Origin of the sequence: Mycobacterium intermedium, assembly GCF_002086275.1 — a bacterium.
Classification (GTDB): domain Bacteria; phylum Actinomycetota; class Actinomycetes; order Mycobacteriales; family Mycobacteriaceae; genus Mycobacterium; species Mycobacterium intermedium.
The window spans coordinates 17,423-32,929 of sequence record NZ_MVHT01000081.1 but is presented as its reverse complement, the minus strand read 5'-3'; the positions used below and the strand labels follow the sequence as shown (position 1 = coordinate 32,929).

Genomic DNA, 15,507 nt, shown 5'->3' with positions numbered 1-15,507 from the left:
CGGCGGGTCATGCCCGGTTAGCCGCGGCGGCGTTCGAGGCAGCGCGGGCCGCGACGGTACATCCGGTGGTGGTGGCCACGGCGGGGCCGGCGGTCAGGGCGGTGCCGGTGGCGCCGGCGGCAACGACACCGCGGCCCTGGGCGCGGCCAATGGCGGCGACGGCGGGGCCGGCGGTGCTGGCGGCGTTGGCGGAGCGGCCGCCGGGCTCGCGGCGGTCGCGGGTAATGGCGGCGCCGGTGGTGATGGAGGGGTCGCCGGCAACGGCGGTGTGGCAACCAACAACGGTCACAACGGCGGTAGTGGGGGTCGCGGCGGTGCTGGTGGGGCCGCCGGGACGGGCGGTAACGGCAGCAATTGGGCCATCAACGGCAATGGCGGGGCGGGCGGCAGCGGCGCGGCCGGCGGCGATGGTGGTCATGGCGCCGACGCCACCGGAACCCTGGCAGGCGGGGCCGGCGGCCACGGCGGTGACGGCGGCAAAGCCGGTGCCGGCGGCAACAACGGCATCGGTGGCGTCGGCGGGACGGCGGGTGCCTACGGCAATGGCGGCAACGGCGGTAACGGCAGCTACGGCGGTAACGGTGGCACCGCGGCCGCTGCCGCGGCCGGGGTTGACGGCAAGGCCGGGCCCGCCGGCGGGGCAGGTGGTAATGGGGGGGCCGGCGGCGACAGCGGGCCAGGTGGCATCAACGGCTCCGGCGGCAACAGTGGCAATGGCGGCACAGGGGGCACGGGCGGGGCTGGCGGCACGGCCGTAGACCAGGGCACCAAGGGCGGCAACGGCGGCATGGGCGGGACCGGAGGCAACGCCGGCATCGCAGGCATCGCCGGGACGGGAGGCACCGGGGGCACCGACGGCATATCCGGCAATGGCGGCAAGGGCGGGTTGGGAGGCAACGGCGGCAACGGCGCCGCCGGAAAAGACGGCACCGCCATGACCACCATCAACGGCGGCACCGGTGGCGGCGGCGGGAACGGCGGCCAAGGCGGAACCGGCGGCACGGCCGGCATCGGTGGCACCAACGGCAGCGGTGGTAACGGCGGCAACGGCGGCATCGGCGGTGCCGGTGGCAACGGCCTGTCCGACGAAGGCACTGATGGCGGCCCCGGTGGCCACGGCGGCACGGGCGGCACTGGTGGGGACGCCGGGAAAGCCGGCCTGGCCGGTGAGGGTGTCGGCGCTGCGGGAACCGCCGGCAAGGCGGGCATCGGCGGGGACGGCGGCAACGGCGGCAACGGCGGCTCCGCCGGCGACGGCGCCGACAACCCGAACGCCGACGGCGGCCCCGGAGGCGCTGGCGGCGCCGGCGGCAACGGTGGGCGAGGCGGTCAGGGCGGCGCCGCCCACGGTGGAACCGCCGGAAACGGTGGCAAAGGCGGCAACGGCGCCAACGGCGGCAACGGCGGTCAAGGCGGCAAGGGTCCCTCGTACGGAATGGGCACCGGCCCGGGGGCCAACGGCGGGAACGGCGGAGACGGCGGAGCCGGCGGTCCCGGCGGCAACGCGGGCCAAGGCGGAGCCGCCGGCATCGCCAACGCCGGTGGGACTGCGGGGACCAAGGGCGCGGGGGGCATCGCCGGCCATGGCGGCCATGGCGGCATCGGCGGCGACGGCGGAAACGGCGGAGATTCTTTTTGGGACTTCATGGGCGACTCCTGGTCCGGCGGCAACGGCGGCAATGGTGGTAAGGGCGGCGCCGGCGGCAACGGCGGCAACGGCGTCGACGGCGTCGGCGGCGGTAACGCCGGCAACGGGGGCGACGGCGGCAACGCTGGATCCGCTGGCGCCGGCGGCGCACCCACTTTCGGCCATGACGGAGGCCCCGGCGGCAATGGCGGCAACGGCGGCGCCGGCGGCAACGGCGGCACAGGCGGCCTCGGCGGTGGCGCGGGTGGCCACGGCGGCTCCGGCGGCGATGGCAACAAAGGCGGGACTGGTGGCTCCGGCAACGAGGCAGCCGGCCAAGACGGAGGTCCCGGTGGCAAAGGTGGGGCCGGCGGCGCCGGCGGCCTGGGAGGCGACGGTTACGGCGCAATAGCCGGTAACGGCGGCAAGGGCGGCAACGGAGGCGCCGGGGGGGCCGGCGGTGCCGGCGCCGACTCGTTGGTGACGGACGCGGACGACGGCGGAAAGGGGGGTAACGGTGGCGTCGGCGGCCGGGGCGGCAACGGAGGCAGTTCGTTCGGCGCCACGGGCACGGGCAGCGGGATCCCCGGCGGCGGTGGAGACGCCGGCGACGGCGGTAACGGCGGCGCTGGCGGTGCTGGCGGCAAAGGCGGCGAAAGCACTGTTTTCAACGCAGGCAGCGGCGGCGCCGCCGGCAGCGGCGGGAACGGCGGCGACGGCGGGAACGGCGGCCCGAACGGCGGCAGGGGCGGACACGGAGGTGACGGCGGTGACGGCGGCAACGGCGGCAAGGGCAACGGCACCAGCAGCCACCGTGGCGGCAACGGCGGCGCAGGTGGCAATGCCGGTAATGGTGGCAACGGCGGCAACGGCAACGGCGACATCGCCGGCATGGGCGGCAACGGGGGCACTGGCGGCATCGGCGGCGACGGCGGCAATGCCTCGTATTCCAACATTGTCGGCTACTCCTATGAGGGCGGCAGCGCCGCTCCTGGTGGCAACGGTGGCAACGGCGGCAATGGCGGCATCTCCCCGGGTTTCGGCGGGGGCCATGGCGGCAGCGGCGGCGACGGCGGCGAGGGTGGCAGCGGCGGCAACGGCGGCGATGCCGGCCCGAGTGCCAACGGCGGCGCCGGCGGCAACGGCGCCGCGGGCGGCAGCGGAGGCAACGGCGGTGACGCGGGCTTTACCGGCGGCGCCGGCGGCCAGGGCGGCAGTGGCGCCGATGGTGGGGCCGGTGGCCACGGCGGCAGCGGCGATGGCCCCGCGTTAACCGGCCTGAACGGTGGCAACGGTGGCAACGCCGGCAACGGCGGTAACGGCGGCAACGGCGGCAATGGCTTCGGCGCCTCCGGTGGCCACGCCGGGTTCGCCGGCAACGGGGGCAAGGGGGGCAACGGCGGCATCGGTAACCCGGATGACGGACCGAACAACGACGGCGGCAACGGCGGCAACGGCGGCAACGGCGGCCACGGCGGCAGCGGCGGCACGGCCACCGGCGGAGGCACCGGCGGCACCCCCACGGCCGGTGGGACCGGTGGAAATGGCGGCACCGGCGGTTATGGCGGGTACAACATCACCGGCGACAATGGCGACGGCGGGGACGGCGGCAACGGCGGCAACGGCGGAAACGGCGGCAGTGGAACGATGCCCGGCGTCTCCGGCGCCAAAGGCGGCCACGGCGGCAGCGGTGGTGCTGGCGGCGGCGGTAACACGAAGGGCGACTCCAAGTACTGGGGCGACGGCGGTAGCGGCGGCGGCGGCGGCGACGGCGGCACCGGAGGCAAGGGCGGCAACGGCGGATCCGGCTTCGTGGGCACCCTAGGAAGCGGGGGCGCCGGACCCAGCGGCACCACCGGTGGCGACGGCGGGGACGGCGGCAAGGGCGGCAACGGCGGCAACTAAGTTTCTCCCGCGAGCAGACGCAAACTCGTACGAAAGCGGCCCGAAAAATACGATTTTGCGTCTGCTCGCGCGGCATTTAGGGACCAATGTCCCAGCGCCAATAGTGTCTTTGCGCCCTATGCCCTGACGGCAGGGAGCGGCAACATGGCCACTGACACATGGCGAAAGGGGTTGTCAGGTCATGAGCGGTCAGAATTTCGGCACGCTGCCGTCGGCGGACGAGTACAGCAAGCCCGACGATAACCAGCTGCAGCCAGAGGACACGCTGATTGATCGCGGTGTCGACGACATGCTCGACGAAGGGTATTCACCGCCGGAGCGACCGTACGGACCGGGCGCCTGGGCGGCCGAAACCCTCGATCAGCAGCTTGCCGAGGAAGAGCCAGACCCCGTGTCGCGCCTCAATCATCCGCTCGACCAAGAAGAACAACAGCGTTCGGACGAAGCCGAACGTGAGGCCGAGTTTCCGGAGTGGCGTGAGGTCGGAGGACCGCGGGCCGGCCGACTCGTCGCGCCGGACATGGGATTTGGTGAAGACACGGAGGCGGAGCTGGTGGCCGAGGATGTGGGTATCAGCGGGGGAGCAGCCTCTGCCGAAGAGGCCGCCGTCCACATCATCGACATCGGCGACGGTAGGGTCAGCTGAGCCCGCTTCGCTCGGCAGCGAGCGAGCCAGCGATGTCGGCGTGGCCGGTGTTGACGGCTTGCCGGGCAAGACGGTCCCGCAACGCATCTGGGATTTCGTCCCGATGTTGAACTAGTGCGTGCCACACCTTCCGCGGGGTTTCGTCGGTGAGCGCTGCGACGACCCCGTCAACGTTGCCCATGCCGTCGATCAGTCCGAGTACGCGGCGTCGACCCTGTGAATCCTGGGCGAGGGCGAGGTCGACCAGGGTTTCGATATTTTCGCCGCGGGCAGCGGCGTTCACCGCAGACACGATCTGCTGATCGGTCAAATCGTCGAGATACGAAGCCAGGACCGGGATGGCGCTGTCCGGGAGTGAAGCGACCAGCGGGAGGGTGTCTGTCCAGAGGTCGTGCTGGGCGCAAGTGGTCAACACCTTGAGCAGCACGTCCGGGTCCTGCATGACAGGCAGCGCGGCCATGCGGCGGCGGTCGTCATCGTTCATTGCCATCGCGATAGGAATCAAGGATTCCCATTCGTCGGCGGCGTCGGCTTCACGAATGAGTTCTCCCAGTCGCTCCGCAGGCTCCTGGGCGACCCGCGCAGCGATGAATTTCCGTTGTGCACAGGGTAATTGAGCCGCCAACGGGAGCAGGTCAAGCCACAACCCTTGGTTCAACGCCACATCGAGAATCGCGGTCAGTGTGGACTCCCGGTGTACCGCGGGATGTTGCGTGAAGACTTCTAGACTCTCTCGGCTCATCGCCCGCGTGACCGGCAGCAGTGCATCCCACGCTTCGAGGCCCTCCACGGCACGAATCAAGCCTTCGAGAACCGCGTCTCCCAATGATGCAGCGATGTCGCCGATCCGGCCTTTGTTGTCGGGACCGACATTGTCGAACAGGTCGATCGCCTCTGCCCACAGATCGTTCTGGTGTGCCGCGCGGACGATCCCAGGCAGTCGGTCGCTGACGATGTCGACCATATTGTCGAGGTGAGACTTGTCTTCGAGAAGAAAACCGATGCGCAGCAGGTCGGCGTCTCCCATCACGGGTGCTGCCGCACGCAGTGACGGATCCGGCAGGACCCCCACGAAGCGACCCATCGTGACATGGTCGTCGCGCTGCAGTAATTGCTTGGCGACCTCGGCAATCACCCGTGGTGGCATGGCGCTGATCAACGACGCCGCCCGGCGCGGATCGAGCTCGATCGAGGTTTCCGCGAGAAACGGCGTCGGCAGTTGCTCCGCAATGGCGACGCCGCGGGACGGGTCCAACATGCCGGCGATGGATGCACACAGCCGTGGCCCGAATGCGTGTCGTGCGGCCTTGGCGCTGATGGCGACTGGCACGAGCTTGCTGGCTGCCGCGACCCGCTTCAGCCGCGCGGTATCGGCGTCAAACAGCCGGTCTGTGACCTGTTCACGGAAGGCACGCAACGACTCGTGGGGCAGGTCCAGCAGAAAGTCGAGGTCGTGCGGGTCCTCGACGTTGAGCAGTCGAGCAAGCTTGGTGATTTCCGCCAACTTGGCCAGATGCTCGCTCACAGCCCAAGCGCCCTTCGTACCGCCGGACGGAGCAACCGCGGGGTGTGGTCGAGCGATGCGTTGATCGATTCGGTCAACTTTTGCGCGCGACGCGCCAGCGTGGTTTCGAGAAGCCTGTTCAGTTCCTGTAGCTGTGCGGCGGGCAGGCTCTCGAACCCATCGGGAAGGGGGGCGCGCAATGTGCGAGAGAGTTCCTCGGCGACTTCAGACATCGTTGTCTCCTGTCGGGTTGCTGGTGGATTGTATCTCCACCATGGGCCCACCAAGTCAGGTAACCGGTGCGGGTGAGTACGCAAGCGGGCAATTGCATCCGGAATCAGGTAACCCACTACTCAAGCCCCTCTGATCGTTTGGCGCGAGGCTGTTCCCACCGGTCGCCGGTGGCGCCGGGATAGCCAGGCAGGAGGGCTCGACGTGGCGAATTTTGCGGTGCTGCCGCCGGAAATCAATTCATTGCGCATGTTCACCGGTGCCGGTTCGGCGCCGATGTTGAACGCCGCTGCCGCATGGGACGGACTGGCCTCGGAGTTGGGTATTGCCGCGTCGTCGTTTTCGGCGATCACTTCGGGCATGGCTGGTCAGGCTTGGCAGGGTCCGGCCTCCGCGGCGATGGTGGCCGCGGCAACCCCTTATACGGCGTTCTTGAACGCTGCGGCGGCTCAAGCCGCGGGGGCGTCTGCCCAGGCCAAAGTGGTGGCCAGCGTGTTTGAGGCGGCGCGGGCCGCCACCATTCATCCGTTGGAGGTGGCGGCCAACCGCAATGCGTTCGTTCAACTGGTGCGGTCAAACTTCTTGGGGCTCAACGCTCAAGCGATCATGGCGTGCGAGAGCCTGTACGAAGGCATGTGGGCTGCGGACGTCTCGGCGATGGCGGCTTATCACTCGGGGGCGTCATCGGCGGCGGCGAATCTGGTGTCGATACCGGCCAGCCTGCAGCAGTTCCTGCAGAGCCTGCCGAATCTAGGCGTCGGCAACCGGGGCAACGGCAACCTTGGCAGCGGCAACACCGGCAACGGCAATGTCGGCTTCGGAAACAGCGGGGTGGGAAACAGCGAACTCGTCCCACCGCAGTCGGGCAACAACAACATCGGCTCGGGTAACAACGGCAGCAACAACATTGGCGGCGGAAACCACGGCAGCTACAACATCGGCTTCGGCAACTTCGGCAACGGCAACATCGGCTTCGGAAATAGCGGCCCCTCCGACCTTTTCAACCCAGACCTGTTCACCTTTCACCCGTCGCCGGGCAACAACAACGTGGGCATGGGCAACTTCGGCAGCAACAATTTTGGTCTCGGAAACACCGGTGACGGCAACATAGGCGGCGGGAACACCGGCACCGGAAACATCGGTGCGGGGAACACTGGCCACGGAAACTTCGGCTTCGGAAACAGCGGCAACAACAACGTTGGGATCGGGCTCAGCGGCGACAACCAGGTCGGTATCAACTTGGCCGGGCTGTTGAACTCCGGCAGCGGCAACATCGGGTTCGGTAATTCGGGCACCAACAACATTGGCTTCTTCAACTCCGGTACCGGCAACATCGGCATCTTCAGCTCGGGTGTCAATACCGTATTCCCGGGCGCCATCAACAGTTTTGGCATCGGCAATGCCGGCACCGGCCTCTTGGGCTTCGGGAACTCGGGTGCCGGAAACGTCGGCTTCTGGAACTCCGGCTTCCTCAACACCGGCCTCGGCAACGCGGGGTCGATGAACACCGGCGGTTGGAACGGGGAAAACCTCAACACCGGCTTCGGTAACTCGGGTGAGGCGAACACGGGCTTTGGTAACTCGGGCCACATCAACACGGGCTTCTGGAACTCCGGCTATGTGAACACCGGCTTCGGGTTTGCCACCGACAACGGTTACGCGGGACTTGGCACCACCGCCAATTCGGGGTTCTTCAACGAAGGCGGCGGGATCTCGGGGTTCGGCAACAAGTTCAGCGGCGGTTCCTTCGAAAGCGGTGGTTCGTCTGGCTTCTTCAACAAGGCCACCGGAGGGTCGATCATCAGCGGCGCAATCTCGGGCTTCTTCAACACCGGTGTCACCGGCGCGATAGGCGCCTTCCCGAGCGGGATTTTCAGCGGCTTTATTTCAGGCTTTGGCAACACGGGGATTGGTATCCCCGGCTTGTTGAGTCTGGCCGCGCTGGCGATACACGGCAACTGACCGCATTGGTTGTCCGGTAAGGGAATTGGCTACGGTCAGGGCCGCGCCAGCGTGTCGGCTTCGATGTTCAACGGATGCGAGCGACGTTCCTGCCGATCTCGAAATAGGTTGGGAGAAAACATATCTAAATCACACTGAAATGTGGTGGCATGCGCCGTAACCCGAGCCTGTGCTCGGCCCGCCGAATCTGAATTTCGCTCCGCCGCAAGCCTAAGGCGCTGTCCTGGTGAACTGCGCTGGCGCGCCTGGATCAGCCGGATTCGTTTCCGCAACGAACAGGGGAGTCGGGGTACGTGAAATTCGAAATTCTTAGATGGACTTAATGCCCTTTCGGGAGTGATATTCCGGACGTAGTGTCAGATTGGTTCGCAGTTTTCCCAGCACGCGGACCACCGGCACACTCGGTAAGGAAGTACGTAGATGTTAAACAGCCCTGCGGTCCAGAACAACGGCTTCTCTGCGCAGCGCGTGCACGACGTTGAGCTGCTAAAGAAGTCTGGGGCACACAAGCTCGTCGTCGCAGACAGCGACGGCAACTGCTTGGCGTTTGTCTTGGCCTGGGACAGCTTCGACTACGACGCTGAGACCGACACCTACATATGCATTGCCGAGACCGACGGCAGAGAATTGATGACTATGTACACCGCCGGTGAAGTTAAGTCGGTGCCTGGTTCGAATCTGTATGTCGTCACTGCACCCACTGAGGTCCATCGCGACAAAGTGTTCAAGGCCTTATGAGTTGCCGGACGGCATGTGGACGCCGACCGTCGGCGTTCGCCAACTCCTAGGCGTGGGGGAATACCGCCGCGGTTCGCACACTGACGGACCTCCGTGTCTCGTGCGGGCACGGCAGGCGACGGACGGCGGACGGCCGTGCCCGGAGCTGGCCAATCGGCTCGGTCATCCGGCGGCCCGGTCATCCGGGCGTCGGCGAGCCACCGGCAGACACGGCATAACGGGGTAGCGCCGAATCAGCGCGCGAAGGGGCTATGATAGACCGTTCGTACGGTTAGTCTGATGATCCCGAAGGGTGACAGATGCCCAGATCGCCCGGCCGGCGTGGTGAGATCCTCGATGCCTTTGTTCGCTATGTCGCCGAACGTGGTTATGACAGAACAAATATCGGAGACATTGCCGACGAGCTGGGCATGTCCAAGGGCACTATCGTCCATCATTTCGGCACCAAAGCGCAGATGCTGCGGGAGCTGGAGGAGACTCACCTGGCGCGCCAACTCGAGGCGCTCCGAATGGCCTGGGACCGCTTGAGCGCGCCGCACGAGCGTATTGCCGCGATAATTCACACCTCGGTGTTGTTTCAGGTGATCGAACGCAACGCGACGGTGGCAAGCCAGCGCGAGGTGGTCCAGCTGTCTGATGACCCGGCCATGCAACAGGTGCGTAAGCTGCGGGATCAGTTGCAGGAAATCACAATTGACGAGATTCGCGCCGGTGTAGATTGCGGGTTGTTCCGCAGTGTGAACGTCGAGCTGGCAGCGCTGCAACTGTGGGGATCGCTGGAGTGGATGTGGGTGTGGTTCAACCCGGCCGACTCCCGGACGCCCGAGCAGGTTGGGGCTGCTTTCGTCGATGTCTTCCTCGGCGGACTACTGCTCGACCGGTTCGAGCTTGGTAAGTGGGCCGACCCTGCCGCCGAATTCGTCTCCGTGGTGCGGGACTGCATTGCCGCGGTCACCGACAAAGCGGAATAGCCAACTCGCTTCAAGAAGCATTGTGCGCGTGCGTATTTAGGGATCGCACAGTACGTGCCCAGTAGCCGCCCCTGCCTCACGGTGCGGTTGGAATCATCGTGCGCGAACAGCGGCTTCGGTGGCAAGCCCCACCTGAATCAAGATTATTGACTGACCGTACGGTCTAATGCGATAGTTGGCCTCGTGTCCTACACGAGGGCGATTTGGAGCCCTGGAACAGACACCGGAGCTGCCCGCCGGCAAGACCATTGGGCCGCCCGGGGAGCAGTCGATGCCCTAGGTCGGAGATCGCTCCGAGGACGGTCGCGCGGGAGCTGGGAACGCCGATGACCGCCTCGAACGCGTTTGTCGGCAAACTAGGCCACCGTCTGGGGCCCGGGGCGGAGGTGGCCGGCGGGTTCTTCCGTATGTGCGTATTGACGGCAAAAGCGTTGGCGCGACCGTTCGAGTGGCGTGAGTTCATCTGGAACGGCTGGTTCCTGATGCGGGTGTCGCTGCTGCCAACCATTGCCGTGGCCATACCGGAAACTGTGCTGCTCATCTTCACGCTGAATGTGTTACTGGCCGAGTTCGGCGCCGCCGACGTCTCCGGTGCCGGTGCTGGGATCGGTGCGGTCACCCAACTCGGGCCGATCGTGACGGTGCTGGTGGTCGCGGGCGCCGGAGGCACCGCGATCTGTGCCGATCTCGGCGCCAGGACGATCCGCGAGGAGATCGATGCGCTCGAGGTGCTCGGCATCGACCCGATCCACCGTCTGGTGGTGCCGCGCGTCGTCGCCTCCACGATCGTCGCGGTGCTGCTCAACGGGCTGGTGATCGCTGTCGGACTCGGCGGCGGCTACCTCTTCAGCGTGTACTTGCAGAACGTGTCGAGCGGGGCGTACCTGTCCACGCTGACAGCGCTCACCGGTCTGCCCGAGGTCGTGATCGCGTTCGTCAAGGCGGCGACGTTCGGCCTGATCGCGGGCCTGGTCGGCTGTTACCGCGGGCTTATCGTCAAGGGTGGGTCCAAGGGGTTGGGCACCGCCGTCAACGAGACCGTGGTGCTGTGCTTCATCGCCCTCTTCGCCGTCAACGCGGCACTGACCACCATCGGTGTGCGGTTCGGAACGGGGCACTGACATGGTTGCGACCACCGCACTGCAAGATCGCTTCCCGCGCACCGCTGCCACCGTCACTCGCTATGGCGACGCCCCTGCCCGCCACATGGTGGAAATCGGGCAGATGGTCTGGTTCGCCGTGAGCGCCATCGCTCAGATCCCGTTCGCCCTGACCCGCTACCGCCGAGAGTTCATTCGGATGATTGCCCAGATGGGGATGGGCACCGGCGCCATGGCGGTAGCCGGCGGCACGGCCGCCATCGTCGGATTCATCACCCTGTCCGCCGGCTCACTGGTCGCCATTCAGGGTTTCGCGTCGCTGGGCAACATCGGCGTCGAGGCATTCACCGGCTTTTTGGCCGCGATGGTCAATGTGCGGTTTGTGGCACCGGTGGCCGCTGGTCAGGCGTTGGCCGCCACGGTCGGTGCTGGTGCCACCGCGGAACTGGGCGCCATGCGCATCAGCGAGGAAATCGACGCGCTGGAGGTGATGAGCATCAGGTCGATCGCCTACCTGGTGTCCACCCGGGTGGTGGCGGGTCTCGTCGTCATCATCCCGCTCTACGGGTTGGCGATCACCCTTGCTTTTCTGTCGGCGCAGGCCACCACCGTGCTGTTCTACGGGCAGTCGCCCGGCACCTACAACCACTACTTCCACACGTTCCTGCGGCTCGACGACGTGGCTTGGTCGTTCGCGGAGGTGATCCTGGTTGCGGTGGTGGTAATGACCACCCACTGCTACTACGGCTACACCGCCAAGGGCGGGCCGGTCGGCGTCGGTGAAGCTGTGGGCCGGTCGATGCGGCTGTCGCTGATCACCATCGTCATTGTGGTCGTACTGACGGCCATGTCGGTCTACGGCAAGAACCCGAACTTCAACCTCACCGTGTAGCCGCCATGCCCGTCCCGCCGAAATCGCACCCACCGCGTATCCCGCCGTACAAGACGGCGACGGTGGTGTTCTTTCTGGTCGTCGCGGCGGTCTTGACCTTCGTATGGTTTCAGTTTCGCGGAAAATTCACGCCCACAACGCGTTTGACGATGATCGCGCCCCGGGCCGGATTGGTGATGGATCCGGGGTCGAAGGTCACCTACAACGGAGTGGAAATCGGACGGGTGGCCGACATTTCACAGATCCAGCGCGATGACGGCACTCCGGGAGCCAAGTTCGCCCTGGATGTCAATCCGAAATACCTCCCCCTCATTCCGGCCAATGTAACGGCGAACATCAAGGCGACCACGGTGTTCGGTAACAAGTTCGTCGCGTTGACCTGGCCGGAAAACCCTGTCGATGAGCGTATTTCGCCGCGGCACGTCATCAAGGCCAACGAGGTCACGACGGAGTTCAACACCTTGTTCGACACGTTGGTCTCGATCACCGAGAAGGTGGACCCGGTCAAGCTGAACTTGACGCTGGCCGCCGCCGCGGAGGCATTGACGGGGCTGGGCGACAAGTTCGGGCAGTCGATTGTCAACGGGAACGCCATCCTCGACGACATAAACCCGCAGATGCCGCAGATTCGATATGACATTCAGCGGCTGGCTGCGCTGGGCGACATCTACGGCGACGCTGCGCCCGACCTGCTCGATTCCCTGAACAACGCCGTCACCACGGCGCGTACGCTGCACCGCCAGGAAGCCGAATTGGACGCCGCGTTACTGGCCGCGACGGGGTTGGGCAACACGGGCGAAGACATTTTTTCCCGCGGCGGGCCCTACCTGCAGCGAGGGTTGGCAGATCTGGTGCCCACCGCCCAGTTGCTCGACACCTACAGCCCCTCCTTCTTCTGCACCATCCGTAACTACCACGACGCCGAACCCGCTGGGTACGACACCTCCGGTGGCGGAAACGGCTATTCGCTCAGGACCATGACCGCGCTGACGTCGGGTTTGGGGGGCATGCTGACCCTCCCCGGGTTGGCCGGCACGGTGCTGACCCAGGGGCTGCTGGGTCTTGCGGGTGTGGTGGGCGGAGCGCCGAATCCCTATGTGTATCCAGAGAATCTGCCGCGGGTGAATGCCCGCGGGGGTCCTGGCGGCGCACCCGGCTGCTGGCAGCCGCTCACCCGCGATCTGTGGCCGGCACCGACTTTGGTGGTGGACACCGGGGCCAGTCTCGCACCGTACAACCACCTGGATACCGGTTCTCCGTACGCAATCGAGTACGTGTGGGGCCGTCAAGTCGGGGACAACACGATCAACCCATGAAAATCGCCGGAACCGCAATCAAATTCAGCATCGTCTCACTGGTGCTGGCGATGATCACTGCCACGATCGTGGTGGTGTTCGCCCAGATGCGCTTCAACAAAACCAACAGCTATGTCGCCGAATTTGACAACGGCAGCGGGCTGCGCAACGGGCAATTCGTCCGCGCCTCCGGAGTGGAGGTCGGCAAGGTCAAGAACGTGCTGCTGATCGACGGCGGCGAACGGGTACGAGTGGAGTTCGAGGTTGATCGGTCGATACCGCTTTATGAGTCGACAACCGCGCAGATCCGCTATCTCGACCTGCTCGGCAATCGCTTCTTGGAACTCAAGCGCGGCACGGGCGATGGCGCAGACCGGATTTTGCCGGCAGGCGGACTGATTCCGCGGTCTCGCACTTCACCGGCGCTGGATCTCGATGCCCTGATCGGTGGTTTCAAACCGCTGTTCCGGGCACTCGACCCGGACAAGGTCAACAGCATCGTGTCGGCCATCGTCACTGTGTTTCAGGGTCAGGGCGGCACTATCAGCGACATCCTCGACCAGACCGCGAGTGTGACCGCGCACCTTGCCGAAAGCGATCGGGCGATCGGCGAGGTGGTCGACAACCTCAACGTCGTGCTGGATACCACGGTCAGACATCGCAAGGAGTTCGACCAGACCGTTGACGACTTCGAGCGGCTCATCAGCGGCCTGAGCAATCACGCCGACCCGTTGGCCGCCGGCACCGCAAACATCAGCAATGTCTCGGGAACCGTAGCCGCGCTACTGGCGGACAACCGCGGGCTGCTGCACAAGGAAATCGGCTACCTCGAGACCTTGCAGCAGCCGCTGATCGATCAGAAAGACCAGCTCCGCGATCTGATCCATAACACACCGACCGCGCTCAACCTGATCGGACGCAGCATCGGCCTCTATGGCGACTGGGTGAACTTCTACGTGTGCGACCTGACCATCAAGTGGAACGGGCTACAACCGGGCGGCCCGGTCCGCACGGTCAAGCTCTGGCAGCAGCCGACCGGTAGGTGCACCCCGCAATGAGGACACTGACGGATTTCAACCGCGGACGGGTCGGGCTGATCGGTATCACCGTTCTGGTCCTGGTCGTCATCGTCGGCCAAAGTTTCACCAGTGTCCCAATGATGTTCGCCAGCCCAAGTTACTACGGAGAGTTCACCGACAGCGGCCAGCTGAACAAGGGCGACAAGGTGCGCATCACCGGCGTCGATGTGGGCAAGGTGGAGGCGCTGGAGATCGCAGGCAACCACGTCTTGGTCAGGTTCTCCATCGGAAGCAACACCATTGGCACCGAGAGTCGACTCGCGATCAAGACCGACACCATCCTGGGGAAGAAGGTGCTCGAGGTCACGCCGCGGGGAAACCAAACTCTACGGCCCGGAGGTGTTTTGGCGTTAGGCCAAACCGCCACCCCTTATCAGCTCTACGATGCGGCTTTCGACGTCACCCGAGCCGCAACGGGTTGGAACGTCGACACCGTCAAGCTGTCACTCAACGTGATCTCCCAAACCATCGACGAGACCTACCCGCATCTGAGTGCCGCGCTCGACGGCTTGGCCCGCTTCTCCGACACCATCGGCAAACGTGACGAACAGGTCAAACACCTACTCGCTCAGGCCAATAAGGTGGCCAGCGTCCTCGGCGACCGTAGCGAACAAATCAACCGGCTGCTGGTCAATGCGAAGACCCTGCTGGCCGCGTTCAACGAACGTGGCCGGGCCATTGACGCGCTGTTAGGAAACATTTCCGCGGTATCGAGCCAGGTGCAGGGATTCATCAACGACAACCCGAATCTCAACTTTGTGCTGGAGCAATTGCACACCCTCACCGACGTGCTGGTGGAGCAGCGCGACGACTTGGCCCAAACCCTCAGTTTCGCGGGGCAATTCGCTGCGGGGCTGGGTGAATCCGTAGCTTCCGGACCGTACTTCAAGATTGTGCTGTCCAATTTGCTGCCGTACTGGATGTTGCAGCCGTTCGTCGACGCCGCCTTCAAGAAGCGTGGCATCGACCCGGAGGACTTCTGGCGCAGCGCCGGCCTGCCCGCCTTCCGCTGGCCCGACCCGAACGGCACCCGGTTCCCCAATGGCGCGCCACCGCCCGCACCTCAGGTGCTGGAAGGCACCCCGGACCATCCGGGGCCGGCCGTGCCACCGGGAACGGCGTGCTCGTACGTGCCGGCGGCCGACGCGCTGCCGCGGCCGTGGAACCCGTTGCCGTGCGCGGGTGTTGACGTGGGACCGTTCGGCGGCAGCTTCCCGGCGCCGCTCGATGTTCAGGCGTCTCCGCCGAACCCCAACGGCCTGCCACCGACACCGGGGATCCCGATCGCCGGACGGCCCGGTGCAGCGCCACCGGACGTCCCGGGCACCCCGGCACCCCTACCGCCCAACGCTCCGCCGGGTGCGCGCACCGAAAACCTGCAACCGGCCGGTCCGGTTCCGCCACCCTCGACCTTCGCGCCGGGACTGCCGCCGGGGCCGCCCGCGCCTCCCGGACCCGGGCAGCAACTGCCCGCGCCGTTCATCACCCCAGGTGGCGTCGGAGGCAGCGGCGTCACCGGAGGGAGTCAGAATTGACCAGCGTCTTGGATATCCGCCG

The 15,507-nt window shown here is 66.0% G+C and carries 12 protein-coding genes; 10 read left to right on the top strand and 2 right to left on the bottom strand.

The window, feature by feature from the left end; translation table 11 throughout:
- Both BST27_RS33245 and BST27_RS23250 read left to right on the top strand, forming a co-directional pair.
- Window positions 1–3,532: PE family protein (locus tag BST27_RS33245; protein WP_211285318.1), on the top strand; the 3,532-nt coding region annotated here is incomplete at its 5' end.
- A gap of 181 nt (window positions 3,533–3,713) precedes the next feature.
- Entirely contained in the window at window positions 3,714–4,178 is a 465-nt protein-coding gene (locus BST27_RS23250; RefSeq protein WP_069418209.1) for a DUF5709 domain-containing protein, read from the top strand.
- Here BST27_RS23250 and BST27_RS23245 read toward each other — a convergent pair.
- Together BST27_RS23245 and BST27_RS23240 are read right to left on the bottom strand one after the other, a co-directional pair.
- Window positions 4,171–5,703, bottom strand: coding sequence for a hypothetical protein (locus BST27_RS23245; RefSeq protein WP_069418210.1), 1,533 nt, complete (start codon window positions 5,701–5,703; stop codon window positions 4,171–4,173). The two genes, BST27_RS23250 and BST27_RS23245, sit on opposite strands and share 8 nt — an antisense overlap.
- Window positions 5,700–5,915, bottom strand: coding sequence for a hypothetical protein (locus tag BST27_RS23240; protein WP_069418211.1), 216 nt, complete (start codon window positions 5,913–5,915; stop codon window positions 5,700–5,702). The genes BST27_RS23245 and BST27_RS23240 overlap by 4 nt, the downstream gene beginning before the upstream one ends.
- Window positions 5,916–6,117: 202 nt before the next feature.
- Here BST27_RS23240 and BST27_RS23235 point away from each other — a divergent pair, with 202 nt between their 5' ends.
- The 8 genes from BST27_RS23235 to BST27_RS23200 all read left to right on the top strand — a co-directional run bounded on the left by BST27_RS23235 (window position 6,118) and on the right by BST27_RS23200 (window position 15,485).
- A complete protein-coding gene (locus BST27_RS23235) occupies window positions 6,118–7,875 on the top strand; it encodes a PPE family protein (RefSeq protein WP_069418212.1) in 1,758 nt (585 codons plus the stop codon).
- 420 nt (window positions 7,876–8,295) lie between these two features.
- Window positions 8,296–8,613 carry a hypothetical protein gene (locus BST27_RS23230; protein WP_069418213.1) on the top strand — a complete coding sequence of 106 codons (318 nt, stop codon included), beginning with the start codon at window positions 8,296–8,298 and terminating at the stop codon, window positions 8,611–8,613.
- A 299-nt stretch (window positions 8,614–8,912) separates the two neighbouring features.
- Complete coding sequence (locus BST27_RS23225) at window positions 8,913–9,584, top strand: TetR/AcrR family transcriptional regulator (RefSeq protein ID WP_069418214.1); 672 nt, start codon at window positions 8,913–8,915, stop codon at window positions 9,582–9,584.
- A gap of 407 nt (window positions 9,585–9,991) precedes the next feature.
- Complete coding sequence (locus BST27_RS23220; RefSeq protein ID WP_371871694.1) at window positions 9,992–10,705, top strand: MlaE family ABC transporter permease; 714 nt, start codon at window positions 9,992–9,994, stop codon at window positions 10,703–10,705.
- 1 nt (window position 10,706) lies between these two features.
- Window positions 10,707–11,576, top strand: coding sequence for an MlaE family ABC transporter permease (locus tag BST27_RS23215; protein WP_069418216.1), 870 nt, complete (start codon window positions 10,707–10,709; stop codon window positions 11,574–11,576).
- A gap of 5 nt (window positions 11,577–11,581) precedes the next feature.
- A complete protein-coding gene (locus tag BST27_RS23210) occupies window positions 11,582–12,892 on the top strand; it encodes an MCE family protein (protein ID WP_069418217.1) in 1,311 nt (436 codons plus the stop codon).
- Window positions 12,889–13,929 carry a virulence factor Mce family protein gene (locus BST27_RS23205; RefSeq protein WP_069418218.1) on the top strand — a complete coding sequence of 347 codons (1,041 nt, stop codon included), beginning with the start codon at window positions 12,889–12,891 and terminating at the stop codon, window positions 13,927–13,929. Before BST27_RS23210 ends, BST27_RS23205 begins: the two co-directional genes overlap by 4 nt.
- Complete coding sequence (locus tag BST27_RS23200) at window positions 13,926–15,485, top strand: virulence factor Mce family protein (protein ID WP_069418219.1); 1,560 nt, start codon at window positions 13,926–13,928, stop codon at window positions 15,483–15,485. The genes BST27_RS23205 and BST27_RS23200 overlap by 4 nt, the downstream gene beginning before the upstream one ends.
- Window positions 15,486–15,507 lie beyond the last annotated feature (22 nt).